Origin of the sequence: Haloplanus natans DSM 17983, from assembly GCF_000427685.1 — an archaeon.
GTDB classification, from domain to species: Archaea; Halobacteriota; Halobacteria; order Halobacteriales; family Haloferacaceae; genus Haloplanus; species Haloplanus natans.
In genome coordinates this window covers 1761748-1787439 of record NZ_KE386573.1, presented here as the reverse complement: position 1 = coordinate 1787439, position 25692 = coordinate 1761748, and the positions used below count along the sequence as shown (strand labels likewise).

The following is a 25692-nucleotide window of genomic DNA, read 5'->3' as shown; positions in this document are numbered from 1 at the left end:
GCGGCCGTCCCGTGGCGACGGTCCGGACGGCATCCGCCGACGGGGCCGGCCGACGCGCCCCAGGGACAGTAAGGCCTTTCTCGTGCCGCGCCGACGCGCCGGATATGGTTACACTGGGGCTGGTGGTGGCGCAGTTCAACGCGTCGGTCACCGAGCCGATGGCGGCGGCGGCTCGGTCGGCGGCGGCCGATGCCGACGCCGAGGTGGCGGAGCTAGTCGAAGTGCCCGGGGCGTACGACTCGCCACTCGCCGCGGATCGGCTCGCCCGCCGGGACGACATCGACGCGGTGGCGGTGCTTGGCGCTATCGTTACCGGCGACACGGACCACGACCGCGTCATCGCGGACGCGACGGCGGCGGCGCTGACGCGGGTGAGTCTCGACCGCGACACGCCGGTCACCTTCGGCGTCAGCGGGCCGGGAATGAGCGGGGCCGAAGCCCGGGAGCGCGTCGAGAAAGGAGCGGAAGCGGTAAACGCGGCGGTCGAGATGGTACGCACGTTACCATGACGGACTTCGACTTCGCGGCGCGTGTCGGGCGCGTCGAGCCGAGTGCGACCCTCGCGATCAGCAACCTCGCCAACGAACTCGAGGCGGACGGCATCGACGTCGTCGACCTCTCGGTCGGCGAACCCGACTTCGACACGCCGGAGAACATCAAGCGGGCGGCCACGGACGCCCTCGACGCCGGGCACACGAGCTACACCTCCTCGAACGGCGTCCCCGAACTCCGCGAGGCCATCGCGGAGAAACTTCGCGCGGACGGCATCGACTGCGACGCGGGCAACGTGATCGTCACCCCCGGCGGCAAGCAGGCGCTCTACGAAATCTTCCACACCCTGATCGACGAGGGCGACGAAGTCGCGCTGCTCGACCCGGCGTGGGTCTCCTACGAGGCGCAGGCGAGGATGGCCGGTGCCGACCTCGCGCGCGTCGACCTCTCGCCCTACGGCTTCCAGCTCGAACCCGCGCTCGACGACCTGGCCGACACCGTCTCCGACGACACCGAACTCCTCGTCGTCAACTCGCCGTCGAACCCGACGGGCGCCGTCTACTCCGACGCGGCGCTCGAGGGCGTCCGTGACCTCGCCGTCGAACACGACATCACCGTCGTCTCCGACGAGATGTACGACGAGATCACGTACGGGGTCGAGCAGACGAGTCTCGGCAGTTTGGAGGGGATGGGCGACCGCACCCTCACGGTCAACGGCTTCTCGAAGGCCTACGCGATGACCGGCTGGCGGCTGGGCTACTTCGCCGCGCCCGAGGACTTCGTCTCGCAGGCGGGTAAGATCCAGTCTCACTCCGTCTCCTGTGCGGTCAACTTCGTCCAGCACGCGGGCGTCGAGGCCCTGCGAAACACCGAGGAGTCGGTCGTCGAGATGCGCGAGGCGTTCCGCGAGCGTCGGGACATGCTCGCGGACCTGCTGGCTGACCACGGCGTCGACGTCTCCGTCGGTGACGGTGCGTTCTACATGATGCTCCCCGTCGATTCGGACGACCAGGCGTGGTGCGAGGGCGCCATCGAGGAGGCCCACGTCGCGACGGTTCCCGGGAGCGCGTTCGGGACGCCCGGCTACGCCCGCATCTCCTACGCGGCGAGTCAGGAGCGACTGCAGGAGGGCGTCGAGCGGCTGGCCGAGCACGGCTACCTCTAATCGTCGGGTGCGGCCGTCGGTCCGGAGTCGGGATCCGAATCCGGATTCGGATCGGAATCGGGCTCAGGAGCCGGCGATCGTTCCCGCGCGACCGCCCCGTCTGACCCGCGGACGTGGACGAACAACGCGCCGAGTGCCACCAGATAGAGGAACGTAAAGGGGAGCGCGAACGTCGTCGAGAAGGATTCGAGAACCCGCGTTCCGCCGCCGACGAACGTCGTCATCACGCCGACACCGACCATGAGCAGTCCCCACGCCGCGCGGTTGCGTGCGTTCGGCTCGCGCTCGCCGAGGTTGATGGCGGAGAGCATGTACACCGCCGAGTCCAGCGACGTGACGATGTAGCCGACCAGCGCGACGGCCGCGAGGGCGGCGATAGCGTCCGTGTAGGGAACCGTCTCGATGGCGGCGGCCAACGCGGCCGCGTTACCGCCGCTCTCCAAGGCCGCTTCGATGGCGCCCCGGTGCCCGGGTGCGAGCGCCAACCCGCCGAGGACGCTGTGTTGGAAGAGGAGGACGGAGACGGGGGCGACACAGAGGCCGACGAACACCTCGCGGACGGTCCGGCCCCTCGAGACGCGAGCGACGAAGCTTCCGACGAAGACGCCCCACGCGGCCCACCACGCCCACCAGAAACTCGTCCACTGCTGGGGGAAGTTGCCCGCCGACACCGGGTCGGTGTACAGCATCAAACGGGGGAGGTTGCCGAGCCAGACGCCCATCGCGTCCAGCCCGAGTTCGATGATAAAGAGCGTCGGCCCGACGATCAGGAGGGCGACGGTCAGGAGGAGGTTGGCGACGACGGCGACAAGCGCTGCGTTCCGGATGCCGCGACGGAGACCGACCCACACGTCGGCGACGAAGACGACGGCGACGACGGCGAACAGCCCGAGCGTGACTGCCCGCGACTCGACGCCGTAGATCACGCCGACGATGGCGGAGAGCTGTCGTCCGATGAAGCCCAGGGAAGTGGCGAGGCCGCCGACGATGGCCAGCAGGGAGACGAAGTCGACCAGCCAGTACACCGCGGCGTACCGGGAACGATCCATCAGGGGCGCGAGCACGTCGCTCACGCGCCAAGACCCCTCGCGACGGACGATCAGGCCGAAGGCGACGGCGAAGGGGAGATACCACGCGACCAGCCCCGGCAGGATGTCGTGCAGGAACATGAACGCGAGCGCGAGCGACTCGGTCGGGACGCCGGCGACCGGCGACGGGGACGGCGGGTTCGACGCGACGAGGACGGGTTCGGCGACTCCCCAAAACAGGACGGAGATGGAGTAGCCGACGGTGAACACCATCGCGAGCCAACCGGCCAGGCCGAATTCGAGGTCCGCGTCCGGTCCACCGATGCGTCGGTGGCCGTGTCGGGAGAGACAGAAGGCGGTCACGCCGACGCTCAGGACGAAGCTGAGGAGGATGAACCACCAGCCGAAGCGTTCGAGCACGAAGGAGAACGTCGCGGCGAGCGTCCGTCCGACAGCGTCGGGATACCGGATGCCGGCGACGGAGAGAGCCACGGCGAAAACCGCCGTCGCGGCGAACAACACACGTTCGGGGGTCGATGCGTCGTCGAGGCCGAGCCACGCGTCGCGCCGGGACATGAATCAACCGAGGGTGTTCTACCGTCCGGGACCGTAAGTTAATAATTCTTTCCGATATCCTTTTTCGAAGACAAATTTTTTTCGATACGCTTCGTCGAAACGACTATACACCTCTCAGACTGAACCGGAGACGTAACGTCAATGTTCGATCTGATCGCGTACACGAACTGCAGTCACTCCCCGACGGTCGAGGACGCGTGGCGCGCGTCGGATCACGAGCAGTCCGCCGGCTACCGCCATCTCGACTTCTGGACGGGGCTCGCGTCGACGCTCGAACGCGGGGGGTTCGACGCCCTGTTTTTCGCCGACGCGTACAACGTCGCCGACCGCTACCAGGGGAGCGTCGAGCCGACGGTCCGCCGGGGCGAGCAGGTGCCGGAGAACGACCCGCTCCCGTTGCTCTCGGCGCTCGCGGCGACGACAGAACGGTTAGGGCTCGTCGTGACCGCGTCCACGTCGTTTTACCCGCCGTATCTGCTGGCGAAGAAGTTCTCGACCATCGACGACCTCTCGGACGGTCGCCTGGGTTGGAACGTGGTGACCTCCTCGGGGTCGCTGGAGTTCGCAAACGTGGTCGGGGAGTACGTCCCCCACGACGAGCGGTACGACCGCGCCGCGGAACACGTGGCGGCGTGTCGGCGGCTCTGGGAGGATAGCTGGGCCGACGACGCAGTCCGCGAGGACGCGGAGGCGGGCGTGTACGCCGACCCGGACCGTGTCTCCTTCGTCGACTACGAGGGGGAGTACGTCGACGTACCCGGCCCGCACCTGTGCGCGCCGACGCCGCAGCGGACACCCGTACTCTTTCAGGCCGGCCAGTCGGACCGGGGCCGGACGTTCGGCGTCCGCCACGCCGAGGCGCTCTTTTCGTTTCACCTCTCGCTCGATGGGTTCGAGGACTACGCCGACGACGTGGCGGAACGGGCGGCGACGGTCGACCGGTCGCCGTCGTCGTACAACCTGTATCCGGCGATCACGCCGTACGTGGCTCCGACGGACGACGAGGCCCGGGCGCTCCACGACCGGGTGCTCGACCTGATCGAACCGGAGACCGGACTGGTTCGGCTGTCGAATCATCTAAACCACGACTACGCGCAATACGATCTCGACGCGCCGCTCCGCGAGGTCGGCGTAGAGGGTATTCGAGGCGTCCTGTCGACGTTCCTCGCGGACGACCGGGAGTGGACGGTCCGAGACGCCGCAATCCGGTACGCTCGGTATCCGACCGCGGAACTCGTCGGGACGCCCGACTCCGTGGCCGACGAACTCGAACGGTGGGGTGCGGCAGGCGCCGACGGGTTCGTCGTCATGGCGCCGCTCGTCCCGCGGACGTTCGAGGACGTGGCGACCCACCTCGTTCCGGAGCTTCGGGAACGTGGGCTTCTCCCCGACCCGCCAGCGGGCGACGGCACGCTCCGTGAGCGACTGTTGGGAACCGGCGAACTGCCGCCGCGCCACGACTCCTGACGCCGCCGGGTCGGCCGAGGGGTCAAGTATCAAGACGCCCCACGACTACCCGATGCGCGTCCGGGACCTCCCGCTGTCGACCGCCGTTATCGACCACTTCGAGTCCCAAGGGATCACGGAGCTCTACCCGCCACAGGCCGCGGCCGTCGAGGCCGGCGTCTGCGAGGGGCGCCGCCTCGTCGCCGCCGTTCCCACCGCCAGCGGCAAGACGTTCGTCGCGACGCTCGCGATGCTGACCGCCGACGGACCGGGCCTCTACATCGTCCCGCTCCGGGCGCTCGCCCGCGAAAAATACGAGACCTTTTCGGATCTGCCCGGCGTGAGCGTCGGCATCTCGACCGGCGACTTCGACTCCAGTGCCGCCGAACTGGCGAACAACGACATCGTCGTCGCGACGAGCGAGAAGGTCGACTCGGCCATCCGCAACGGCGCCGACTGGATCACCGACCTGTCCTGTGTCGCCGTCGACGAGGTGCACCTCGTCGGGAGCGAGGGGCGAGGGCCGACCCTCGAAGTCACCCTGGCCACCCTCGGGCGCCGGGCGCCGGGGGTCCAGATCGTCGCGCTGTCGGCGACGGTCGCCAACCCCGACGAACTCGCCGACTGGCTCGACGCGGGACTGGTGCAGTCGACGTGGCGGCCGGTCGATCTCCGGACCGGCGTCTACGCCGCGGACGACGTGACGTTCGACAGCGAGGCGTCGAAGACGCCTCGGGCAGCCGGCGAAGCCGGCGACGACGGGACGGAGCGCAGGCTGCCGATTCCGGGTGATCCCGACGACGCCACGGACGCGACGGACGCCCTCGTCGCCGAGGTGGTCGACGAGGGGGGACAGGCGCTGGCGTTCGTCCGGTCGCGCCGCGAGGCGGAGACGCTGGCGGAACGCCTGTCGGGGGTCGGCGCCGCGCCGGACGTGGCCGACGAGATTCGTGACCTCGACGACACGGAGACGGGGCGGCGCCTCGCGGACTGCATCGAAGGTGGCGTCGCGTTCCACCACGCGGGCCTGCGGAGCGCCCACCGGATCGCGGTCGAGCGCGCCTTCCGGGACCGCCGTCTGCGCGCCATCTGCGCGACGCCGACACTCGCCGCCGGCGTCAACGTCCCCGCGCGCCGGGTCGTCGTCCGTGACCAGAAGCGATACACGGGGTCGGGAACCGAGTGGTTGCCGACGCTCGAAGTCCACCAGATGTGCGGGCGGGCGGGGCGCCCGGGCCTCGACCCGTACGGTGAAGCCATCCTCGTCGGCGACGAAACGACACGCGAGGAGCTGTGGGAGCGGTACGTCGACGCCGAACCGGAGCGGGTGGAGTCCCAGCTCGCCGATCCGAACGCGCTCCGGACCCACGTCCTCTCGGTCGTCGCCTCGGACTTCGCGGCGTCGCGTGAGGGCGTCCTCGACGTGCTCGATGCGACGTTTTTCGCCCACGGGACGCCCACGAGCGACCTCGGTGGCGTCGTCGACACTGCCGTCGCGGATCTCGTCGCGATGGGGATGATCGTCGACAACGACGGACTGGCCGCGACCGACCTCGGTGCCCAGGTGTCGCGGCAGTACGTCACGCCTGAGACGGGCGCCCGGATCGTCGACGGCCTGCGAACGGCGGCGGACGTGGAGGCGACGGGGCTCACGGCGCTGGAGATAATCTGTGACACGCCGGACATGCAGGATACGTATCTCGGCAACCGCGAGCGCGCCGATATGTATCAGTTCGCACAAGACCACGCCGACGAGTTCACGACCCGCATGGGCGAGACGGACGACTTCGAGGGGTGGCTGACGGCGGTGAAGACGGCACGCGTCCTCCACGAGTGGACCGAGGGGGCGAGCGCCGAGGAGTTAGTCGAGCGCTTCCGTATCGGACCGGGCGACTTGGAGTCACGGATCGAACGCGCCGAATGGTTGCTCGGCGCCGCCGACGCCATCGCGGGAGTCGTCGACGCCGGCGCCGCGGTGCCGTTCCGGGCGCGACGGGCGCGGCTGTAGCGGCGCGTTCGAAACGGGCTTAGACGTATCCGTCGATCAGGTCCGAGAGCTGTTCCTCGCTCTGGACGCCGACCACGCGCTCGACGGCGTCACCGTCGGCGAAGAGAAGCAGCGTGGGCACGCCGCGGACGCCGTACTGCGAGGCGAGTTCCTGGTTCGCGTCGATGTCGACTTTGGCGACGGCTGCCGGCGTCGACGCCGCCAGCGACTCGACGATGGGTTCGAGCATCTGACACGGCCCACACCAGTCGGCGTAGAAGTCGACGAGCACGGCGTCGTACGTCGCCGCTAGGTCGGCGAGGTGGTCCGGCCCGTCGACGTGGATGGGTTCGTCGGGCGCCGCAGCCGCGCTGTCGGCCCCGTCGCGTTCGCGTTCGAGCCGCTCGCGTTTCTCCGCGCGAATCCGTTCGATGTCGTCGGTGTCGTTCATCACCACACAGTCGTCGCCGAACTGCCTTAACAGTTTTGTGGGATTAGGGCAATACTATCGGTCCCGGTCGTACGCACCCTGCTTCCGGAGGCGGCCCGCCTCGTCGAGGACGGCGGGCGTCCGGCAGACGCCGGGCGCGCCCGTCACCTGCGGCACCGCGCAGTTATTACAGGAGGCACAGACGGCACTCGCCGCGTCGTCGGCGAGCAGGCGTGCGGGGAGTTCGGGTTCGGCGTAGAAGGGGCGGGCCATCCCCACCATGTCGCAGGCGTCGCCGAGGAGACGGTCGATGCGCGGGCGGTCGCGGATGCCGCCTTCACAGAGCACGGGCACGTCCACCACCGACCGGACCGTCCGGCAGAGGTCGGCGTTCCACGCGGGGTCGAAGTCGTACCAGCGGGCCTGCACCCGGTTGGCGAGGGCGACGAGGCGGGCTCGAAGCGGTCCGCCGAACGCCTCGGCGTACCCCTCGCGGAAGCCGTCGTCGCGCCACGCCCGCGCCGGGAACCGCCCACGGACGATGCTCATATCCCAGAAGACGGAGCCGGAGACGGGGACGAGGGCGTCGTAGCCGATCCGGTCGAGTCGGCGACAGATCCCGACGGCGTCCTCGCTCGACAGGCGGCGTCGGATCACGGCCGGTGCCGCCGTCTCCGCGGGCACCTTCGTCATGAGTGGCACGTCGCCCGCGTGGTTGCGGACGGCGTCGTGGACGACTTCCAGAAAGCGGACGCTGTCGCCGAACTCGTCGTCGCGGCGGTTGTAGAAGGGGGAGAGAAACTGGTGGACGATACCCATGTTGGCGCCGGCGAGGTGGATCAGATCGTAGCCGGCGTCGGCGGCGTGGCCCGCGGCGCGCCCGAAGTCGTCGGCCAGGTCGTACACCTCGTCGGTCGTGAGGACGTGGGCGTCGTAGTCGAGGAAGCCGAAGGCATCGAGGGCGCGTAGGAGGGCCGGCGGGCGCGAGACGGCGAGTTGCCCGAGGTTCGGATGTTCCTGCCGGTAGCCGGCGTGCCACGTCTCCATGCTCCGCAGGCCGCCGTGTTCGAGTTGGATGGCGACGGTCGCGCCGTGGCCGTGGAGGCGGTCGGTCAGGCGGGCGAGGCGGGACACGAAGTCGGGGTCGTGGACGCGGGTCATGCCGGGGGCGGCACAGCCGCCCTCGCCGCGCACGATGGTCGCGCCCTGACACACGAGGCCGGCACCGGCGGCCGCGGCGGGTTCGAGGTGGTCGATCAGGCGGTCGACGGCGTCGTCGCCGTTGCCGGCACACTCCAGCAGCGGGGCGCGGTAGAGCCGGTTCGGAACGGTGACGGACCCGATATCGAGCGGGGCGGAGAGCCGGGCCATAGCGGGGCTAGGGACGCTCGGCGCAAAACGCTACTCCCCGTCGCCGCCGAGGATGCGGCGACGGAAGCGATAGACGAGCGCACCCACGACGGCAAAGGGCGCGAGGAAGACGAGTAGGTAGGGGGCGGCGTAGGCGAAGCCGACGACTGCCGCCCGGAGGACGACGCCGACGCCGTGGACCGAGTCGAGGAAGGCGGCGAGGACGGGCGTGTCGTACCACTGGTCGGGCGCCGGGCGGTCGGGCCGAGGTTCGGTCATCTCGACAGTGATCGTGGAGTAGGCGACCCGGCGCTGGAGGTTCTGGAGACGCGCTTCGGTTCGCTCTATCTCGGTTTGCACCTCGGAGAGGCGACGCTCGACGGCGAGGACGTCCTCGGTGTCGTTGGCGCGTTGGTACAGTTCGCGGAGTCGGTCGCGTTCGGCGCGGAGGTTGTCCAGTCGGGCCTGCAGGTCGACCACCTGATCGGTCACGTCCTGGGTCGACGTGCTCGATTCGAGCACTCGGCCCTCGCTCTCGACGGCGGTCATCGTACCGGAGAAGTTCTCGGCGGGCACCCGGAGGACGAGTCGACCGGTGGTCCACGACGCCTCGCCGCGGTCATTGACCTGCTTCGTCGAGTCGCTGACGTAGCCCCCGCGGGCCTCGACGGCCGCGGTCAGGTTCGTCCGCGCCCGCTCGTAATCCTCGACGCGCAACCGGACCTCGCCGGTGCGGATGATCGACCGCTCGGCCGCGGCCGTGCCGTCCGTCCGAGCGGCGTCGCCGCCGTCGCCACCGCCGGCGTCCGCGGCTCGTTCGGCCTCGACGTTCGTCTCCGCGAGGGCTGCCGAGTCACCACCGCCGCCCGCTGCACCGCCGGCCGAACCGCCACAGCCGGCGAGCAGTACCAGCGCTACGAGCACCACGCCGATCGGTCGTCGTCGGTTCATGGATCGCGATACGCCACGACGGCCCAAAACCCCTCCCAAGGCACAAACAGCCGTTTGAGAGACCACGGATACCCACGGGAACGTTCCTCAATGGACCGCTCACGGCAGTCTATACAGTATATACGTTATTTTTATCTTGACACAACCAGTGTCGCGTACTATGAGACACGAGCATGCGGCCGGTGAGTCGTGCCCGAGAGGGTGGGCCGACGACGCTGTCGCCGCCGGGCCATCGACCGGCGCGCGGCGGCCACGAACGAGTAGTGTCGCCGGATGACGGCCCGGATCGACGCGGCGCTCGACGCCGTCGCGGACGAGCGGGCGACGCTTCGGGACGAACGCAGCGCGCTGACGGCGTTCGACGGACGGGTCGCCGGGCTTTCGACCGTGACCGTCTCGACGGGGCCGCCACTCGTCGCGGACCCGCGGCCGTCGGGGCAGTCGCTGTCACGCCTCCGCACGGCGTACGCGGAGACGGTGATGGCGACCCCACACTACGAGGCGGAGTACGGCGACACGGTCGCCGAGAGCCTCGCCGCCGAGTTCGGCGACGACCTCGCGGCCGCGATCATCGGCGGGACGGCGCTGACGCCGGAGTTGCGCGACGCGGTCAGGGCGGCGACGGACGCGGCCCAGCGAGAACGCGAGGAGTTTCTCGACGTGTTGGATCGCGAGGCCGACTCGCTCGCGACGGCGGCCGACGACATCGAGGCGCTTTCGACCGACCTCGACACCCTCGACGACCGTCCGCTGTCCACCCGGAGCTTCGACGAGCTGCACGACCTGTGGACGGCGACCCGGGATCTCGAAGCGCGCATCGACGGTGTCGGCCTCCGACGCCAGGAGACGCTCCGGAGTCACCGAAACGACCTCCCCGGCGTCCCGACCGACCTCTGTGAGTACCTCTATCACGACCTGTCGGCGTCCTACCCCGTCCTCGCCTCGCTGGCGGACCTCGGTAGCCGGCTGGAGCGTACCCGGCGACGGGTCGAACGCGGCCTCGCCACGACACCATAGGAACCGTCGGCTGCGAGGCACTCGAGGCGCCACCGCGAGGCGGCGACCATCTCGAAACGGCTGCAGTCGACAGTATCAGGTGACCGCCAGCCACACGGTATCGTATGGACCCCGAAGACCTCCGTGCGTCGATCCCGGTGTGTGATCGCGCCGTCTACTTCAACACCGGCGCGTCCGGACCGGCTCCCCGGCACGTCGTCGAGGCGACGACCGACTTCCTCGAACACCACGAGTACGCCGCTCCGATCGAGGAGGGGGCCTACCCCGCCGCCTTCGAGACGTTCGACGAGACGCGGGCGGCTGTCGCCGACTTCCTCGGCGCCGGCCCCCTCGAGATCGCGCTGACCGAGAGCACGGCCGACAGCATCGCCCGCGTCGCCGCCGCGATCGACTGGGAACCGGGCGATACCGTCGTGCGGACCGACCTCGAACACTCCGCCGGCGTGATTCCGTGGTGGAACCTCCGGGATCGGGGCGTCGAGGTGGAGGTGCTGGAGACCGAGGCCGGGCGGATCGACCGCGATGCCCTCACGGACGCCGTCTCCGATCCCGACGCCCGCCTGCTCTGTTGCAACTCGATCACGTGGAACTACGGGACACAGCTCCCCATCTCGGAGATCGTCGACATCGCCCACGACCACGACACGCGCGTCCTCGTCGACGCGGTCCAGTCGCCGGGACAGGTGCCCGTCAACGTGAGCGAGTGGGGCGCTGACTTCGTCGCCGCCGCGGGCCACAAATGGCTGCTGGGGCCGTGGGGGGCCGGCTTCTGCTACGTCGACCGCGAGGTGGCCGACGGGCTGACCCCGGGTGTCGTGGGGTATCGGAGCGTCGCGGACACCGGCGCCGCCGATCTGGAACTCGCGCCCGGCGCCCCCCGCCTGGAGGTGGGAACCACCTCGCCGGCGCCCTACCGGGGTCTGATCGCCGCTATCGACACCGTCGACGCCCTCGGCTACGGGACGATCACCGGGCGGATCGAGCGCCTGACCGACCGCCTCAAGGACGGATTGGGCGACCGTCTTCTGAGCCCCCGCGAGTACGAGTCGGGGCTCGTGACGTTCACGGCCGACGACCCCGAGCGCCTGGTCGATCGGCTCGCCGACGAGGGCATCCACATCCGGTCGCTCCCCTATCCCGACGCGGTTCGGGCGTCGGTGCACGTCTTCAACACCGCCGGCGACGTCGACGCGTTGCTCGACGCGCTGTAGCCTCCGGCACCTATTTGCCTCGCCGACCGGAAGCCGTGGGCATGTTCGACCGCCGCGGTGGTGGGTGGCGATGAACCGGCTCCATCCACGGATTCGCGTCGTCTGGGCGGGGAAGGCCACGATCACGGCCGCCGTGCTCGGCCTCGTCGCGTTCTCCGTGAGCCGTCTCGCCGTCCCCCTGCCAGTGTGGATTCCGCCTGCCGTGTTCCTCGTCGCCTTCGGCGGCGGCGTCGGACTCGCGCTCCTGCGGTATCGCGTCTGGCGCTACGAGATCAGGGAGGACGCCCTCTATCTCGAACGCGGCGTCTTCACGCGGGTTCGAACCGTCGTCCCGTTCGTCCGCATCCAGCACGTCGACTCCTCGCGCGGGCCACTGGAGCGGCTGATCGGCCTCGCAAGCACCGTCGTCTACACGGCCGGCTCCCGCGGCGCCGACGTGTCGGTTCCGGGCCTGACGCCCGACGGCGCCGACGACCTGCGGGAACGGCTGAAGCGACTCGCCATCCGCGCCGAAGGCGAGGACGCCGTATGACGGGGCGTGGCGTGCGCTGGCGGACCATCGAGCCGTTCCGACGACCCACGGAGACACAGGCCCGACAGTCCCCATGAGTCGGACGCTCTCCCCGATTTCGGTCCCCTACCGGATCCTCGAGCGCGGCGGGAGCATCGTCTTCACCGCGCTGATCCTCTCCTCGGGCGCGTCGAGGGTGTTCGGTCCGGCGGGGGGACTCGTCGGCATCGCTCTCGTCGGCCTCGTGTTCCTCGCGCTGATCGCCTACGAGGTGACCTACTACCGCCGCTTCGAGTACGACCTCGGCGCCGACACCCTCGACATCCGCTCGGGCGTCGTCTCGCGGCGCAACCGCGAAATCCCCATCCGGCGGGTACAGAACGTCGACATCAGCCGGAACGTCGTCCAGCGGTTTCTGAGTATCGCGGCCGTCGACTTCGAGACGGCCGGCGGGAGCGAGACGGAGGCCTCGCTTCGCTTCGTCGACTTCGAGGAGGCCAAACGCCTCCAGCGCGAAATCGGGCGGCTGAAACGCGGCGGCGACGAGGCGGGCGACGACGGGCGCGACCCACCCGCAACCGAGGAACTGTTCGGCCTCTCGTCGCGCGAACTCGCCCTCGTCGGCGCGCTCTCGTTCGACGTTCGGATTCCGGGCCTCCTTTTCGTCCTCGTTTCGGGGAGTCTCCCCGCGGTGTCGTCGGTCATCCCTCTGGAGGGGAGCGTGATCGTCCTCGCTCTCGGCCTCGTGGGCGTCGCCCTCGCCGTCCTCCTCGTTGCGTGGCTGGCCGGCGCCGCCGCGGCCGTCCTCAACTACTACGACTTCCGGCTGACGCAGGTCGAGGACGAACTCCAGTACGAACGCGGCCTGTTACGCCGGTACGACGGGTCCATTCCGCTCGATAAGGTGCAGACCCTGACCGTCGTCGACGACCCGCTGAAACGCTACTTCGGTTACGCGTCGCTCAGGATCGAGACGGCGGGCTACGCGCCCGGCAGCGGCGAGAGCGGCTCCGAGGCGGCCGTGCCCCTCGCCAGTCGCGACCGGGTGTTCGCCCTCGCCAATCGCATCGAGTCGTTCGGGACGCCGGCGTTCCGGCGGCCGCCAAAACGCGTACGCCGGCGGTACGCCGTCCGGTATCTCCTCGTCCTCGGCGCGCTCACTGCCCTTCTCTACGGCGTCGACGCTGTCACGGCGAACGCCCTCCCGTGGCCACCCTACTCGCCGGTACCGCTCGCACTCCTCGCGCCCGTCGCGGCTCACCTCAAGTGGCGCCACCGCGGCTACTGGCTCGGCGACCACCATCTCGTCACCCGCAACGGGTTCCTCCGCCGGCGAATCAAGGTCGTCCCGTACTACCGGATACAGACCGTGATCGACTCGCGGACGGTCTTCCAGCGGCGGTGGAACGTGGCGACCGTGACCGCCGACACCGCGGGGTCGCTCTCCCTGGTCGGGAGCGACGCCGCCGCCGTCGACGTGGCCGATGCGGACGCCGACGGCCTCCGTGGGACCCTCGCGACGCGACTCCGGGAGTCCCTCGCGGCGCGGCGTGGGTGGCTCGACGAGGCGGTAGACGCGGATACGGACGATGTGGAGGACGCCGACCTGTGACGCTCGAGCCCTCGGCTGGAACCGTTTCACTCCGTCCGCGGGACAGCGAGGGCGCCGACGACGAAGACGGCGAGTGACAGGGCCGCGAGGACGAGGACGGCGACTGTCGGATCAGTGCCGGTGGCCGCCGCGCGGACGCCGCGAGAGAAGTACGTTAGCGGCGAGAACGCGGTGACCGAGCGGAACCAGGTCGGCAGCATCGACGGCGGAACGAACGTCTCCGAGAGCACCCAGACGGGGAAGGCAACGGCGTTGCTGACGGCGATGACGCCGTCCTGTGAACTCGCGACGCGCCCGATGATGGCGCCGAGGCCACAGAACAGCGCGACGCCCGCGGCCACCAGGGGTACGAGGACCAGAAGCCGCGGGCCGACGACCACGTTCGCACCCGTCACGCCGAGCACGAGGACGAACAGGATCAGCGCGGCGAGGCCGATGATGGCGACGTTGACGAGCGTGTGCGCCAGCAGCCACTCCCAGCGCCGGAGCGGCGTCGTCGCCAGCTTTTCGAATCGGTTGCCGTCGCGGTGACGGGCGATGGTGCTTCCGACCCGTGAGAGCGGCGTGAACACCACGACGACGCCGAGATAGCCCGGAATGTAGTACGCCGGCTCCCGCGCGAACAGGCCGCCGGTCGGCTGCGTCCGGACCAGCGCGCCGAAGATCAGGATGATCAGGATCGGAAAGAAGAACGTGAAGAAGACGGCCGTCTTCCGCCGGACGAACGCGCGGAGGGCGGCGAGGAACGTCGAGTGGATGCGGCGAAGCCGGCTCATCGACCTGCCTCGACCTCCGCGTCGACCGTCTCGCCGGCGTCCACGTCGGCCATCGTCTCGCCCGTGAGCCGGAGGTAGACGTCTTCGAGGCTCGGTTCGGCCCAGGTAAACGAGTCGAAGTCGACGCCTGCGGCCTCCAAATCGGCGACGAGTTCGCCGACCTGTGCGAGCGAGACGTTCCGGACGACCAGCCGGCCGTCGCGTTCGCCCACCTCGGCGTCCAGTGCGGCGGCGACGGCCGCGGGGTCGACGTCCGCGCCGTCGACGAGCAGGCGACTGTCGCCGCCGTGGGCCGCGATCAACTCCGCGGGCGACCCGACGGCGACGAGCGAGCCGTCACGGAGCAGGCCCACCCGATCCGCCAGCCGTTCCACTTCGGCCATCGAGTGACTGGTGAGCAGGACGGTCGTGCCACCCGCCGCCAGGTCGTCGACGAGCCCCCACAGCGCCCGTCGACCCGCCGGATCGATACCCGTCGTTGGCTCGTCCAAAAAGAGCACGTCGGGGTCGTTGACGAGCGCCGTGCCAACACAGGCCCGGCGTCGCTGCCCGCCGGAGAGGTTCTCGTACCACGTGTCGGCGTCGTCGGCGAGGCCGACGTCCTCGAGAACGGCCGCTACGGGGCGGGCCTCGTCGTAGAGCCCGGCGTAGTAGGCGATCAGTTCCCGCGCAGTGAGACGGTCCGCCGGGTTGAACGACTGGGGGAGGAGGCCGACACGCTGGGCGTCGACGGCGTTCGGCGCCGCCCCAAGGACGCCGATCGAGCCCTCACACCGGGTCGTCCCCGTCAGCGCGCGGACGAGCGTCGTTTTCCCGGCGCCGTTCGGTCCGACGAGCCCGAACACCTCGCCCGCGGGGATGGACAACGACACGCCGTCGAGCGCCACGGTGTCGCCGTAGCGCTTCGACACGCCCTCGGCGACGAGTGCCGCTCCGGCCCCTGTTTCGGCCTCGGACATACCCGATCTGGCGCCGGTGCGGAGGTAAGGGTTCTGTTTTAGCTCATTCGGTCGCGGACCGCCCGCACGAGGTCGTCGGCGTCGTAGTCGCCGTCCTCGTCCTTGTCGTAAATCGTCTCCCCGTCGACGCTGACCCGGAAGACGCCCTTCTCGCCCGTCACCAGCGCGACCGAGTCGAGTTCCTCGCCCAGCGACGTAAGCAGGGCGTGCTGTACGGTTTCGGCCCGGTCGAGGAATCCGCACGGAACGCAGTATTCGACTTCTACGTCGGTCATAGCCGGTCGTTGTATCGGCTCGGGCGTAAACCCTGTCCTCCATGGAATCGGTTACTTTATCAACGGGCGGTGTCCGATTACGGACGACGGGGCGCTTAGCTCAGCCTGGACAGAGTGTCTGGCTTCGGACCAGATTGTCGCGGGTTCAAATCCTGCAGCGCCCATCTTCCTGCGACGAACGGATGTGAGGAGCGGAAGATGCACCGCGAGGGATTTACATCAGGGAGCGAGCGCAGCGAGCGACCGTGGTTCAAAATCCTGCAGCGCCCATCCTGCCGCATAACACCTAGGAGCCAACGGACGGCGACGTGGTATATTTAATCCTTCCTCCGATATTGGAGTAGAGTCCATTATGTCACGTCATCCCGGTCTCCTCCGTCGTGCGATTCGCTGGAGTCAAAATCACCGTAGAGTATGATACAGGTGCTGGCACGTTGGACGTTGAATAGTTCCGTGGCTCGCGCGGTCAGTCTACTCTCTTCACACCAGTCTCTGTTCAATAGTTTGCATCATCATTAGAATTATTGTACCTCCGGGCCAACGTCCGCGTATGACTGAAGCGCCGGGTGTCGACCGCTGGAAAGAACACCAGAGTGCCTTCGACCGCGTACGCTCCGTCGCGGTTACCGTTTCCGAAGCCAAATCCGCTGACTGGATTGCGGAGCAAGCTCACGTCGCGGGTAACACTGCGCGTGACCACCTCCAGCGGCTCGTCGAAATGAACGTTCTCCGGACCGTCTCTGAAGGGAGCGCAACACAGTACGAACCCGACCCCCTCTACACGCGAATGCAGGCACTCCGTGACTTGCTCGATAATCGCAACCGCGACGACCTTCTCGAAGTATGTGGCGACCTGCAAGAACAGGTTGAGGAATGGCAAACCGAGTACGACGCGGATTCACCGAGCGAGCTTCGCGAGCGGGCGGCACATGTCGACACTGCTGAGAAAACGCGAGAGATGCGCCAGATTGCGAACGACTGGGACATCATCGCGTACCGCCTCCGGCTCGTCGAGGACGCTATCGAACACTACTCCGACTACACTGGGAGTGCCCCAGCACCCGCCTGACCGGATGTTCGCGTTCGACGGCGGCGACGACCCCGGACAGGCATCGCATACGATTCTACTCGAACTCGGACGTACGATTGAGCGGCATCCTGCTGTTCACCATGCGAGTGAGGAACCACCGGGCCAATTCATCCGTGTCGTTGCGACGCTTGATTCGGCCATCCTCGCCAGCGAAGCAGACGAGAGGACGCTCACGATTCGTTGGTACGCGGGCGAGACTGCCGACGCAGATCCAGAGTTCGCCTTTCACTACAGCGATAGCTCCGGCTTCGACTGTGGGTGGCACCACGAACCAAACCCGCACGTAGACGGATGGGTACACTATCAAGAACGTCCGGCGGCTAATGACGAGTACGTGTATGAGCCTATCTCCTTCAGCAGTCTCCAGCCAGTTCCGTTGCTCTGGGAAATCCTCGACCGACTCGAACTTCGTCTCAGCGACCACTGAGCTATCTCCGAAGAAGTGGCTGAGTGATATGCGTCAGCCCAACGGAAGGCTCGGAGCAGAGGGGAACTTGTTCTTGTCTCGTCGTGTGAAACGACGTGGGAAACGAGAATGCTCTGACGGCGATTGCCGTTCCGTTCACGACCTCAAAGGGTGACCAATTATCTCCCTTCGATATCCTCATTTGAGGATGCTTTCTTCGAGAAAACTCACAGGGATTATTGGAAGTCATCAGAGATTCTCGCCGGACCGTCCCGGCGAGAATCTATAGACAGTTACGATAACCCCTATCAGTAGCCCTCTGTAGTCAGATTCGCACCGTCTCTATCGAATACCGATTCACGGATCATATTGATTTTGAACGATCCCGAAAGGTGGCGGTTTCGTCCCGTGGTTCGCTACATCTATACCGCGGTCAGACGGATCCGGTCATTGGGCCATTGAACGTGATTCCTACCCGATCACAGGAAGCTGGGTCTAAGCCGACCGGCTCTGACATACGGTGATCAGTCCCCGGCGTTCTCTCTCGCGACGTTGCCCCGGTACGCCTCCGCCTGTAACACGCTCTCGACGGCGCGCGTGTAGGCCGCTTCTCTCCAGGTGCGTGTCGTCCCGGACGCCGTTTTGATCTCCCGAAGGTCGGCGAACGCCTCTCGGAGCTGTGTCGCCAACTTCTCACGCACCCGCTCTTCGGTCCAGTACTCGTTCGTCGTGTTCTGCACCCACTCGAAGTACGACGCCGTGACCCCGCCGGCGTTGGCGAGAATGTCCGGGATGACCGGAATCCCCCGCTCGGTAAGGTGTTCATCGGCCCGCGACGTCGTCGGTCCGTTGGCCATCTCCAGCACTGCATCCGCCTGAACCTCCGCCACGTTGGCCTCGGTGATCTGATTCTCGATGGCGGCCGGAATCAGCACGTCGACGTCGAGTGTCAACAGGTCGGCGTTGGTAATCTCCGCCGCACCGAACTCGAATAGGTCGTCGCTCGACTCGTACGCATCGAACAGCGCCGGCACGTCGATGCCGCTCGAATCGTGGATTCCGCCGTCGACGTTACTGACCGCAACGACATCGTATCCGCGCTCGTAAAGGAACTCCGCGAGGTAGGAGCCGACGTTTCCGAACCCCTGAACCGCGACGGTCGTTCCCTTCCGTGTCATCCCCCTCTCGTTCACGAACTCGTCGAGGATCACCGCCCCACCGAGCGAGGTGGCGTATTCGCGGCCCTCGCTCCCGCCGAGTTCGACCGGTTTCCCCGTGATCACGCCCGGTGCCTGCCGCCCGGTGATCGACTCGTATTCGTCCCGCATCCACGCCATGATCCGGCCGTCGGTGTTCACGTCGGGCGCGGGGACGTCCGTCTCCGGGCCGATGTTCCGGTGGTACTCCTTGATGTAGCCCCGCGAGAGGCGCTCCAGTTCCCCCTTCGAGAGCCGCGACGGGTCGACCTGTATCCCCCCTTTGGCGCCGCCGAACGGGATGTTGGCGACGGCACACTTCAGCGACATCAGGAAGGCCAGTTCGTCGACTTCGTCGGCGTTCACCGACGGGTGGTAGCGAATCCCACCTTTCGTCGGTCCACGGGCGGTGTTGTACTGGATCCGGAAGGAGGGGAACACCTCCACGCTCCCGTCGTCCATCCGTATCGGGATGTTCACGTTGATACGACGTTTGGGCTGTCGGAGGAGGTCCAGTTCCCGGTCGGCGAGCCGTCCGACTTTCGATACGCGATCCAGTTCGGTCGTACACACGTCACAGAGCGTTTCCGTCCCGGTGGGTCCGAGGTCAGTATCCATCGACTGTCACCGATCGTTCGTTCACCGAACGACGGCAAATAGTCCCGGCGAGTGTGCAACCGCGTTCAAACAGGATACATTACAGTTTCTTCGCCAGGTCAGTCGATCACGTCGTGTGCGACCGGATCTGTTCTTTGGGAGGGACCGATCCGTCATCGAGAGAGCGCGCGTTCCCGAGAGATCCGTCAGTAGTACTCCGTCGCGGACCGACGACGGTCGAATCCGAGCGTGTGACGACGATGCACAGGCGCTACGGGGTTAAGACGATTCCCGCCGTTCCCGGTACCAATGGCTGGTCACGTTACCGTCCCCTCGTCGACGAAGGTCTCGTCGTTACGAGCACTCCCACCGAGCGCGAAACTGGTCGTCAAGACACTCGAATACGAGGGCCGTCTCACGCAAGCGGAACTCGTCGAATCGACTCGACTTCCGGATCGAACCGTTCGATACGCACTGCGCGAACTCGAAGACGAGGACCTGGTGACCTCCCGGGTTTCGTTCGCCGACGCCCGACAGCGCGTCTACTCTCTCACGACCGCCGAGTCGTAGGCGTGCGAGAAGGGGACCAGCCCTCGTCTACTGCGCGCGATCAGTGATCGTGTCCGCCGCGGGTGAACTGCCCGGAGAACGCCCGCTGGACGACTTCGGGGAGGGCCGGGTGGATATGAATACTCTCGCGGATGTCCTGCACGGTTCCGGAGCCAGCCGTCATCGCGACGACGACTTCCTGCACGAGCGTTGAGGCGTCGGGCCCGATGATGTGACAGCCGAGTATCTCGCCGTCGAGGTCGATGAGCACCTTCACGAATCCCTCGGCTTTCATCGCGTCGCCGCGGGCGGTCTCCTCGTATCGGTAGGTGTTGGTCGCGTAGTCCCGCCCCTCGGCTCGCAGGTCGCTCTCGCCCGCGCCGACGCCCGCCACTTCGGGCGAGGCGAAGACGGCGAAGGGCATCGCGCTGTAATCGACCGCTTCGAGGTCGCTCCCGAAGATGTTTCGTGCGACGGTCCGTGCTTCGTGGTTGGCGTTGTGTTTCAGCAGATACTCACCGACGATGTCGCCCAGTGCCCAGACGCCGTCGGCGGCCGTCCGCAGGTACTCGTCGGTTTCGACGAATCCCCGCTCGTCGGTTTCGACCCCCGTGGCATCGAGATTCAGCGTGTCGGCGTTCGACACGCGCCCGGCGGCGATCAGCAACTCGTCGCCCGTCACGGTGACGCCCGCTTCCTCGTCGACGATGCCCCCACCGTCTCCGTATTCGTACGGCCGTGCCTCGACGGACACGGTTCCGTTACGCTCGGAGACTGCGGTCGCGGTGTGACCGGTGTGGACGGTGAATCGCTCGGCGTACCGTTCGGTGAAGGATTCGGCGACTTCGTCGTCGGCTTCCGGAAGCAGGTTCGGCCGACGGCCGATGATCGTCACGTCGCTTCCGAACGTCCCGAAGAAGTGGCCGAGTTCGGCCGCGATGTAGCCTCCACCGACGATCACGAGGTTGTCCGGGGGCGTTTCGAGTTGGAGGGCCTCCGTGCTCGTCAAACAATCGACTTCGTCGATGCCGTCGATAGAAGGAATCGCTGGCCCTGACCCAGCCGCAATGAGGACCGTCTCGGCCCGGAGTCGGGCCCCGTCGTCCTCGCCGTCGACGACTTCGACCGTGTGGTCGTCGACGAACCGCCCCTCTCCCTCGAACAGGCTGTGTTGGGAAGACGAGCGGAGACCCTGTCGGATGGATTCCGCGTCCGCCTCGACTTCCTCGTTCACTTCCCGGACGATGTCGGCGAACCTGATATCCTCGACGCGAGCGTCGATGTGAAACTCCCCGGCGCGCTCTATCGTCTCGAGGACGTCCGCGTGATAGAGCAGTAACTTCGATGGGATACAGCCGCGATTGAGGCAGGTTCCTCCCAGTGGCCCTTTCTCGACCACGGCGACGGAGTGCCCCTGATTCGCCGCGACGTTGGCGACATTGAGGCCCGATCCGGACCCGATCACCAGAAAATCGAACTCGTCCATACGCCCGTTCACACGCCCTGGAGTATGAACGTCCGGTTGCATCCCGCCATTTCGTCGTGGTAACCTACTCACCAATTAGTTAGCTAATTGATTATTGTTGTTGAGTGCGTGGACCGGAACGGAGACAACTATGGCTACTGAGACCACAACGGCCTCGTCAGTATCGTCCGTGACATCGGATCAATGGATCGCCGGGGCGGCCGGCGGGTTCGTCGGGAGTATCCTCTTCGGGCTGATGATGATGTTCGTCATGCCGGCCCCGCTGCTGGAGGTGGTAATCCCGGCCATGTACGGTATCGAAGGCCCGGCGTTGCTCGCAGGCTGGGCCATCCACCAGTTCCACGGTGTCGTCCTCGGTCTCGTGTACGTCGCGCTCGTTCAGTTCGGACCGCTACGCGAACCGGCCCGTGAGTTCACCGGAGCGATGGGTCTGGGCGTCGTCTACGGCGTCCTGACGACGCTCGTCCTCGCGGCGCTCGTGATGCCGCTGTGGCTCGCGGCCGTCGGCTTCCCCGCTGCGCCACCGTTCCCGAACGTCGCGTTCCCGGCGACGGTCGTCTCGACGATCGGCCACGTCGTCTACGCGATTCCCCTCACCGTCGCGTACGCGATGTCGACGTAGGGCGTTTTCCCTCTGCCGTCGTCTGTGCAACGCCGTCCCAACGTCGCTTCAGGTATTAGATACCACGCAGGGTCCGAGCGTGTGCAATGCCAACGGCAACCGTGCGCGGACACGAGATTCACTACCGAACGGACGGCGACGAGGGGCCACCGATCGTGATGGTTCACGGTGTGCCTACCAACAGTTCCCAGTGGGAACCGATTCAGGACCTCCTCTCGCCGTATTTCGAGACGTACGCCATCGATCTCATCGGCATGGGGAAAAGCGACAAACCCCTGGACGACTGGGAGTACTCTTGGGAGAACGACTCCCACATCATCGCGGAGCTGATGGACGAATGGGGCCACGATTCGATGATCGTCGCCGGCGACGACTGGGGCGGTGGGATCGCCCTCGACTTCGCCGCTCGCTACCCGGACAAGACGGACATCTGTGTCGCCGTCGATCCGGTCGCCCACGACAACTGGCCGGTCGCGGAGATCGAATCCATCGGCCGGCTGGCCTTCATCGACGACGATGAGGAGTTCCGGAAGGCCGTCGCGGATTTCCCGATGAAACTCGTCCAGACGCTCCGGACGATGGTGCACGAACCGAGCAACTTCCGGGGCGGAGCCATCAAGGAAGACGTGCCGACCGCGCGAACGACACACGACCTCCGAAAACTTCGCGAACCCTACGAGACGGTCGACTACGCCGCCGGCGGCTCACAGCTCGACGGCGACGCCGGCTACGGCTCGCCGAAACTCGACGCCATTCGCGCCCTCGCGCTTCGCGGCGCGTCGCTCGATCCCGACTGGATGCTCGACATTCCGTACGAGGACATCATCGCACCGACGATGCTCCTCTGGGGACTGCAGGACATCATGATGGACTCGGCGATCCGGTTCCGATTCAGATACGACATCACGAACGCGCCCGTTCGCATCCAGCCACTCCAGGAGGCGGGCCACCTCGCCCTGGTGGATCAACCCCACCTCGGCGCCGACGCGATCATCGACTTCGTCACCGAACACCGGGGCACAGATGTCCTCGCCGACCGGTACATGGGGTTCCCCGAAATCCTGTGACCGCCACGCCCCCGCTCGTACCCGCCCGATTTCGGTCGCCACAGCGGCGTACCGCCTTCGAATGATCGCGTTCGTTCCCGCGTTCGCCGCCGATTCCGTCGTCCTCTTCGTCGGCCTGCGTTACCTTCGGTCGCGCCCCATCGACGTGACCCCGGCCATGGTCGCGGCGACGCTCCCCTGGTTCGGACTTGCGGGGTTTCTCTATGCCGTCCAACGGGGCGTGGCACTCCCTGCGTTGATCGAGCCCTTCGCAGTGAGTCCCATCGCGTATCTCACGACCGGCTGTGTCGTCGTCGTTCTGTGGATTCTCGTCGACGCTGGGAGCGGTCGTGTACCGTCGTTGCACGTTGCCGCGTGGCTTTTTATATCAGAGTACCCATCCGACGGTATGGATTCCAGAGTACGACTTCCTTCCTGGAGGGCACAGAGCGCATGAGTGCGAAGGAAAACTGGGTGCGACGGGAGCGTTCGTTCCGCGGTATTTCGGCGCGTCTCGCGATCAACTATCTCGAAAATCTGGGCGCCGAGCAGGTTGACGACGACCGCGTCGCTGCCGACGACTGGACGGCGACACTTTCCTCACAGACCGTCGGGATCGGCCCGTCCGTTTCGCTGACGCAGGTCGACCTGGTCTTCGAGGGTGACCCCGGCGTGCTCGATTCGCTTATCGAACGCTTCGCCCAGAAGGCGATGCGTGCTGGTGGATAAGCGTCGAAAAATAGCAGAAGACGGTGAGACACACCTCGACACACGACGAGAGTACCGAGTCTGCCGGTTCGATTACGGCTCGAGTCACTCCGTCGGACCGGAGGCGACGATTTGGAGACGCCGGTAGTCCGCGATCCGCTGGCCGTCCTCGAACTGTTCGTCTCGAAGTTCACGCTCGGCGTCCGCGACGATCCCTTCCCGGTCGGCGCCCGGAATCGATTCGAAGAGACTATGACCGAACATGTCGAGCCACGAGGCTAGTCCGTCTGTCCCCTCCTCGAGTTCGGTCGGCCGATCGAATAGCGTCGCGTACCGTACCTCGAACCCGTGGGATTCGAGTTTCGTCGCGTACTCCCCGACACTTGGAAAATACCAGGGGTTCTCGATATCGTATCCCCGCTGGGCTGGCGCGGTTCGAACGGCGCTGATAATCGCGTCGAGGTTTCCGGTCCCTCCCAGTTCAGCGACGAATCGCCCACCCGATTTCAAGGCGTCCGTAATCGCAGCGAGGACGGCGTCTTGCTCGGGAATCCAATGCAATGCCGCATTCGAAAAGACGGCGTCGAAGGGCTCCTCGAACGCGAATTCACGGGCATCCGCCCGGACGAATCGCACCTCCGGATACGTCTCGCGTGCGGTCTCGATCATCTCCTTGGAGCTATCTAGCCCCACGACCTCGGCCCCGGCGTCGGCGATTTCGTGGGTCAGGTGTTCCGTTCCACATCCCAGATCGAGGACACGCTCGCCCGGTCGCACGTCCAACAGATCGACGACCCCTCGGCCGTGCTCGAAGACGAAGGCATGTCGGTCGTCGTAGGCGGTCGTATCCCACTCGTTGTCGATTGAGCCACCCTGTTCGGTCATAGTCCCGAGTCCCACATCTCACATAATAACTGTTGTCGGCCGAATCGATCCTACGTTCGACGTCCGACGAAATCAACAGCCGCCTGCTCGGTCGGACGTATGGATCGGGGTGCCGTGTGATACGGATTATTGTAACTGTTTACGAGCGGTTCGCCGAGATGGTCCGGCGAACCGCCGGTACTGACTCACAATAAACCGTATGAAACGGCGTTCACGACTCCTCGATCACGACCTCGAATCGGGACTCGCCCGTTTACGACTCCGCGATGTCTATTTCCCACCCGTTCGCGCGGATGATCTCCGTGATGATGGTCCGTCCTCACCGGTATTCGCCAGGAGGGTCTGGCGAACTACCGACAGACAGTTACGCCGATCCGTCTCAGAACGTAATAACTTCGTACCCGTCGGCGACGAGCGACCGAATGCTCGGGTGCCCGTCGTGGTCGTCGAGTGTTACCAGTCCGGCATCGTTGACGACGTCGTCGACGCCGAACGCACCGGCACAGTAGTCACAGACGGACGTGTCGTTGCGAACTGTCCGATAGAGTTCGTGGTAGTCGCTGTCTTCGTCTTCGAGTTCGGGAATCCACTGCGTCCCAGCACCGTCGAAGATGAGTTCGACATCGTCGCCCTCGGTCTCGGCGAACTCCTTGGCCGTTTCGAGGCCGTTTGCGAGACGGCCTTGGTCGGCGTGCGAGTCGGTGCCTGCGAGGATGATAACTGCTGCTTTCGTCATTCCGGTTGTCGGTACGTGGGCGTCGAATATAGGGGACGCGTGGCTGTGCAACCCGCGTACGCTGTCCCCGTCGATTTAAATAGTCCCTGCCGGGACCGGATCGAGACGGTGCCTTCGAGGCCCGTCGGTTAGGGATTGGGCTCCACGGAACGTGGTTTTCGAGAGTTGCACTCTCTCGGTCGGCATACGGCCGGGAAGCTAGAGTTCGACCTCGCTGACGCTCTCGACATCGAATCGGGTTACGTCCGGCTCTCCGTCGAGCAACTCGGGGAGTGCCGCCTCGAACTCGCCGAAATGATCCGTCTCGACGTGTGCGCCGAACGCCGCTTCGCTCTCGTACTGTTCGACGAATCTGAACAGGTTCGGGTCGTCGATATCCGTGTTGACCCGGTAGTCGATGATTCCGTCCTCCGCCCGGGAGTGTTCGGCCAGCTCTCGCATCAGTTCGACCGCTCGGTCGCGGTGGTTCGGATCGATCGGAAACGTCGCATGGACGACAAGCATTGCATTCCTACCCGAACGGCGAGGGTGTATATAGGCCCGGCAGGCGTGCGGCGTCGTTGCACGAGGCTGGGTCGTTCGTGA

The 25692-nt window shown here is 66.5% G+C and carries 27 protein-coding genes, 1 tRNA gene and 1 pseudogene; 17 read left to right on the top strand and 12 right to left on the bottom strand.

Translation table 11 applies throughout. The features are described from left to right. Nucleotides 1-104: 104 nt before the first annotated feature. Both ribH and HALNA_RS11310 read left to right on the top strand, forming a co-directional pair. A complete protein-coding gene (gene ribH / locus HALNA_RS11315) occupies nt 105-509 on the top strand; it encodes a 6,7-dimethyl-8-ribityllumazine synthase (protein WP_049936482.1) in 405 nt (134 codons plus the stop codon). After that, complete coding sequence (locus tag HALNA_RS11310) at nt 506-1657, top strand: pyridoxal phosphate-dependent aminotransferase (protein WP_049936481.1); 1152 nt, start codon at nt 506-508, stop codon at nt 1655-1657. The genes ribH and HALNA_RS11310 overlap by 4 nt, the downstream gene beginning before the upstream one ends. Here the strand turns inward: HALNA_RS11310 and HALNA_RS11305 are convergent. Then, nucleotides 1654-3261 (bottom strand): BCCT family transporter, encoded by a 1608-nt coding sequence (locus HALNA_RS11305; protein ID WP_049936480.1) that lies wholly within the window; start codon nt 3259-3261, stop codon nt 1654-1656. The two genes, HALNA_RS11310 and HALNA_RS11305, sit on opposite strands and share 4 nt — an antisense overlap. Nucleotides 3262-3402: 141 nt before the next feature. On the opposite strand from HALNA_RS11305, the gene HALNA_RS11300 reads away from it, so the two are divergent. Both HALNA_RS11300 and HALNA_RS11295 read left to right on the top strand, forming a co-directional pair. Further along, nucleotides 3403-4728: an NtaA/DmoA family FMN-dependent monooxygenase gene (locus HALNA_RS11300; protein WP_049936479.1), complete on the top strand. Its 1326-nt coding sequence runs from the start codon at nt 3403-3405 to the stop codon at nt 4726-4728. Nucleotides 4729-4780: 52 nt separating this feature from the next. Next, nucleotides 4781-6715 carry a DEAD/DEAH box helicase gene (locus HALNA_RS11295; RefSeq protein WP_049936478.1) on the top strand — a complete coding sequence of 645 codons (1935 nt, stop codon included), beginning with the start codon at nt 4781-4783 and terminating at the stop codon, nt 6713-6715. A gap of 19 nt (nt 6716-6734) precedes the next feature. Here the strand turns inward: HALNA_RS11295 and trxA are convergent, their stop codons facing one another. The 3 genes from trxA to HALNA_RS11280 are packed head-to-tail and all read right to left on the bottom strand — an operon-like array spanning nt 6735 to nt 9425. Further along, a complete protein-coding gene (gene trxA, locus HALNA_RS11290) occupies nt 6735-7145 on the bottom strand; it encodes a thioredoxin (RefSeq protein ID WP_049936477.1) in 411 nt (136 codons plus the stop codon). Nucleotides 7146-7199: 54 nt separating this feature from the next. Then, nucleotides 7200-8495 (bottom strand): oxidoreductase, encoded by a 1296-nt coding sequence (locus HALNA_RS11285; RefSeq protein WP_049936476.1) that lies wholly within the window; start codon nt 8493-8495, stop codon nt 7200-7202. 30 nt (nt 8496-8525) lie between these two features. Next, nucleotides 8526-9425: a DUF4349 domain-containing protein gene (locus HALNA_RS11280; RefSeq protein WP_049936475.1), complete on the bottom strand. Its 900-nt coding sequence runs from the start codon at nt 9423-9425 to the stop codon at nt 8526-8528. Between the two features lie 273 nt (nt 9426-9698). Between HALNA_RS11280 and HALNA_RS11275 the strand changes: the two genes are divergently transcribed. From HALNA_RS11275 to HALNA_RS11260, 4 genes are all read left to right on the top strand, one after another. After that, nucleotides 9699-10442, top strand: a complete 744-nt coding sequence (locus tag HALNA_RS11275; RefSeq protein WP_049936474.1) for a DUF7260 family protein — start codon at nt 9699-9701, stop codon at nt 10440-10442. A 104-nt stretch (nt 10443-10546) separates the two neighbouring features. Then, nucleotides 10547-11653 carry an aminotransferase class V-fold PLP-dependent enzyme gene (locus tag HALNA_RS11270; RefSeq protein WP_049936473.1) on the top strand — a complete coding sequence of 369 codons (1107 nt, stop codon included), beginning with the start codon at nt 10547-10549 and terminating at the stop codon, nt 11651-11653. A gap of 70 nt (nt 11654-11723) precedes the next feature. Next, the gene (locus tag HALNA_RS11265; RefSeq protein WP_049936472.1) at nt 11724-12185 is read left to right on the top strand and encodes a PH domain-containing protein; all 462 of its coding nucleotides are present in this window, start codon (nt 11724-11726) and stop codon (nt 12183-12185) included. Between the two features lie 73 nt (nt 12186-12258). After that, the gene (locus tag HALNA_RS11260; RefSeq protein WP_049936471.1) at nt 12259-13776 is read left to right on the top strand and encodes a PH domain-containing protein; all 1518 of its coding nucleotides are present in this window, start codon (nt 12259-12261) and stop codon (nt 13774-13776) included. Nucleotides 13777-13802: 26 nt separating this feature from the next. Here HALNA_RS11260 and HALNA_RS11255 read toward each other — a convergent pair whose 3' ends face one another. The 3 genes from HALNA_RS11255 to HALNA_RS11245 are packed head-to-tail and all read right to left on the bottom strand — an operon-like array spanning nt 13803 to nt 15786. After that, nucleotides 13803-14552 (bottom strand): ABC transporter permease, encoded by a 750-nt coding sequence (locus HALNA_RS11255; RefSeq protein WP_049936470.1) that lies wholly within the window; start codon nt 14550-14552, stop codon nt 13803-13805. Beyond that, nucleotides 14549-15511: an ABC transporter ATP-binding protein gene (locus HALNA_RS11250; RefSeq protein WP_049936469.1), complete on the bottom strand. Its 963-nt coding sequence runs from the start codon at nt 15509-15511 to the stop codon at nt 14549-14551. Before HALNA_RS11250 ends, HALNA_RS11255 begins: the two co-directional genes overlap by 4 nt. A gap of 38 nt (nt 15512-15549) precedes the next feature. Then, entirely contained in the window at nt 15550-15786 is a 237-nt protein-coding gene (locus HALNA_RS11245) for a SelT/SelW/SelH family protein (protein ID WP_049936468.1), read from the bottom strand. 89 nt (nt 15787-15875) lie between these two features. On the opposite strand from HALNA_RS11245, the gene HALNA_RS11240 reads away from it, so the two are divergent. The 4 genes and pseudogenes from HALNA_RS11240 to HALNA_RS21670 all read left to right on the top strand — a co-directional run. Continuing rightward, nucleotides 15876-15950 (top strand) — tRNA-Arg (locus tag HALNA_RS11240). Between the two features lie 386 nt (nt 15951-16336). Next, nucleotides 16337-16855 carry a DUF7342 family protein gene (locus tag HALNA_RS11235; RefSeq protein WP_049936467.1) on the top strand — a complete coding sequence of 173 codons (519 nt, stop codon included), beginning with the start codon at nt 16337-16339 and terminating at the stop codon, nt 16853-16855. 4 nt (nt 16856-16859) lie between these two features. Further along, a complete protein-coding gene (locus HALNA_RS19405) occupies nt 16860-17303 on the top strand; it encodes a hypothetical protein (protein ID WP_157573514.1) in 444 nt (147 codons plus the stop codon). Nucleotides 17304-17326: 23 nt separating this feature from the next. Then, nucleotides 17327-17485 (top strand): annotated as a pseudogene (locus HALNA_RS21670) (type II toxin-antitoxin system PemK/MazF family toxin); the annotation flags it as partial. A 321-nt stretch (nt 17486-17806) separates the two neighbouring features. Here the strand turns inward: HALNA_RS21670 and HALNA_RS11225 are convergent. Continuing rightward, a complete protein-coding gene (locus HALNA_RS11225; RefSeq protein WP_049936465.1) occupies nt 17807-19096 on the bottom strand; it encodes a Glu/Leu/Phe/Val family dehydrogenase in 1290 nt (429 codons plus the stop codon). 288 nt (nt 19097-19384) lie between these two features. Between HALNA_RS11225 and HALNA_RS11220 the strand changes: the two genes are divergently transcribed. Beyond that, the gene (locus HALNA_RS11220; RefSeq protein ID WP_049936464.1) at nt 19385-19645 is read left to right on the top strand and encodes a winged helix-turn-helix domain-containing protein; all 261 of its coding nucleotides are present in this window, start codon (nt 19385-19387) and stop codon (nt 19643-19645) included. A 40-nt stretch (nt 19646-19685) separates the two neighbouring features. Here HALNA_RS11220 and HALNA_RS11215 read toward each other — a convergent pair whose 3' ends face one another. After that, a complete protein-coding gene (locus HALNA_RS11215; RefSeq protein ID WP_049936463.1) occupies nt 19686-21110 on the bottom strand; it encodes a dihydrolipoyl dehydrogenase in 1425 nt (474 codons plus the stop codon). Between the two features lie 169 nt (nt 21111-21279). Here HALNA_RS11215 and HALNA_RS11210 point away from each other — a divergent pair, with 169 nt between their 5' ends. The 4 genes from HALNA_RS11210 to HALNA_RS11195 all read left to right on the top strand — a co-directional run bounded on the left by HALNA_RS11210 (nt 21280) and on the right by HALNA_RS11195 (nt 23507). Continuing rightward, a complete protein-coding gene (locus HALNA_RS11210) occupies nt 21280-21732 on the top strand; it encodes a hypothetical protein (RefSeq protein WP_342665024.1) in 453 nt (150 codons plus the stop codon). An 86-nt stretch (nt 21733-21818) separates the two neighbouring features. Further along, nucleotides 21819-22799, top strand: coding sequence for an alpha/beta fold hydrolase (locus tag HALNA_RS11205; protein ID WP_049936461.1), 981 nt, complete (start codon nt 21819-21821; stop codon nt 22797-22799). 61 nt (nt 22800-22860) lie between these two features. Beyond that, complete coding sequence (locus HALNA_RS11200; RefSeq protein WP_049936460.1) at nt 22861-23235, top strand: hypothetical protein; 375 nt, start codon at nt 22861-22863, stop codon at nt 23233-23235. Beyond that, nucleotides 23232-23507, top strand: coding sequence for a hypothetical protein (locus HALNA_RS11195; protein WP_049936459.1), 276 nt, complete (start codon nt 23232-23234; stop codon nt 23505-23507). Before HALNA_RS11200 ends, HALNA_RS11195 begins: the two co-directional genes overlap by 4 nt. An 84-nt stretch (nt 23508-23591) precedes the next feature. Here HALNA_RS11195 and HALNA_RS11190 read toward each other — a convergent pair whose 3' ends face one another. The 3 genes from HALNA_RS11190 to HALNA_RS11180 form a co-directional block, all read right to left on the bottom strand. Continuing rightward, nucleotides 23592-24371 carry a class I SAM-dependent methyltransferase gene (locus HALNA_RS11190; protein WP_049936458.1) on the bottom strand — a complete coding sequence of 260 codons (780 nt, stop codon included), beginning with the start codon at nt 24369-24371 and terminating at the stop codon, nt 23592-23594. 379 nt (nt 24372-24750) lie between these two features. Then, a complete protein-coding gene (locus HALNA_RS11185) occupies nt 24751-25107 on the bottom strand; it encodes a DsrE family protein (protein ID WP_049936457.1) in 357 nt (118 codons plus the stop codon). 198 nt (nt 25108-25305) lie between these two features. Beyond that, nucleotides 25306-25611 (bottom strand): putative quinol monooxygenase, encoded by a 306-nt coding sequence (locus HALNA_RS11180; protein ID WP_049936456.1) that lies wholly within the window; start codon nt 25609-25611, stop codon nt 25306-25308. Nucleotides 25612-25692: the final 81 nt, after the last annotated feature.

Bases quoted from the DNA above. Each gene is read 5' to 3' on its own strand.
- HALNA_RS11205 (WP_049936461.1), top strand. From the start codon at position 21,819: ATGCCAACGGCAACCGTGCGCGGACACGAGATTCACTACCGAACGGAC.
- HALNA_RS11250 (WP_049936469.1), bottom strand. From the start codon at position 15,511: ATGTCCGAGGCCGAAACAGGGGCCGGAGCGGCACTCGTCGCCGAGGGC.
- HALNA_RS11275 (WP_049936474.1), top strand. From the start codon at position 9,699: ATGACGGCCCGGATCGACGCGGCGCTCGACGCCGTCGCGGACGAGCGG.
- HALNA_RS11215 (WP_049936463.1), bottom strand. From the start codon at position 21,110: ATGGACGAGTTCGATTTTCTGGTGATCGGGTCCGGATCGGGCCTCAAT.
- HALNA_RS11305 (WP_049936480.1), bottom strand. From the start codon at position 3,261: ATGTCCCGGCGCGACGCGTGGCTCGGCCTCGACGACGCATCGACCCCC.
- HALNA_RS11220 (WP_049936464.1), top strand. From the start codon at position 19,385: ATGGCTGGTCACGTTACCGTCCCCTCGTCGACGAAGGTCTCGTCGTTA.
- HALNA_RS19405 (WP_157573514.1), top strand. From the start codon at position 16,860: ATGTTCGCGTTCGACGGCGGCGACGACCCCGGACAGGCATCGCATACG.
- HALNA_RS11310 (WP_049936481.1), top strand. From the start codon at position 506: ATGACGGACTTCGACTTCGCGGCGCGTGTCGGGCGCGTCGAGCCGAGT.
- HALNA_RS11295 (WP_049936478.1), top strand. From the start codon at position 4,781: ATGCGCGTCCGGGACCTCCCGCTGTCGACCGCCGTTATCGACCACTTC.
- HALNA_RS11270 (WP_049936473.1), top strand. From the start codon at position 10,547: ATGGACCCCGAAGACCTCCGTGCGTCGATCCCGGTGTGTGATCGCGCC.
- HALNA_RS11265 (WP_049936472.1), top strand. From the start codon at position 11,724: ATGAACCGGCTCCATCCACGGATTCGCGTCGTCTGGGCGGGGAAGGCC.
- HALNA_RS11285 (WP_049936476.1), bottom strand. From the start codon at position 8,495: ATGGCCCGGCTCTCCGCCCCGCTCGATATCGGGTCCGTCACCGTTCCG.
- HALNA_RS11180 (WP_049936456.1), bottom strand. From the start codon at position 25,611: ATGCTTGTCGTCCATGCGACGTTTCCGATCGATCCGAACCACCGCGAC.
- HALNA_RS11225 (WP_049936465.1), bottom strand. From the start codon at position 19,096: ATGGATACTGACCTCGGACCCACCGGGACGGAAACGCTCTGTGACGTG.
- HALNA_RS11200 (WP_049936460.1), top strand. From the start codon at position 22,861: ATGATCGCGTTCGTTCCCGCGTTCGCCGCCGATTCCGTCGTCCTCTTC.
- HALNA_RS11255 (WP_049936470.1), bottom strand. From the start codon at position 14,552: ATGAGCCGGCTTCGCCGCATCCACTCGACGTTCCTCGCCGCCCTCCGC.
- HALNA_RS11185 (WP_049936457.1), bottom strand. From the start codon at position 25,107: ATGACGAAAGCAGCAGTTATCATCCTCGCAGGCACCGACTCGCACGCC.
- ribH (WP_049936482.1), top strand. From the start codon at position 105: ATGGTTACACTGGGGCTGGTGGTGGCGCAGTTCAACGCGTCGGTCACC.
- HALNA_RS11280 (WP_049936475.1), bottom strand. From the start codon at position 9,425: ATGAACCGACGACGACCGATCGGCGTGGTGCTCGTAGCGCTGGTACTG.
- HALNA_RS11300 (WP_049936479.1), top strand. From the start codon at position 3,403: ATGTTCGATCTGATCGCGTACACGAACTGCAGTCACTCCCCGACGGTC.
- HALNA_RS11260 (WP_049936471.1), top strand. From the start codon at position 12,259: ATGAGTCGGACGCTCTCCCCGATTTCGGTCCCCTACCGGATCCTCGAG.
- HALNA_RS11235 (WP_049936467.1), top strand. From the start codon at position 16,337: ATGACTGAAGCGCCGGGTGTCGACCGCTGGAAAGAACACCAGAGTGCC.
- trxA (WP_049936477.1), bottom strand. From the start codon at position 7,145: ATGAACGACACCGACGACATCGAACGGATTCGCGCGGAGAAACGCGAG.
- HALNA_RS11245 (WP_049936468.1), bottom strand. From the start codon at position 15,786: ATGACCGACGTAGAAGTCGAATACTGCGTTCCGTGCGGATTCCTCGAC.
- HALNA_RS11195 (WP_049936459.1), top strand. From the start codon at position 23,232: ATGAGTGCGAAGGAAAACTGGGTGCGACGGGAGCGTTCGTTCCGCGGT.
- HALNA_RS11190 (WP_049936458.1), bottom strand. From the start codon at position 24,371: ATGACCGAACAGGGTGGCTCAATCGACAACGAGTGGGATACGACCGCC.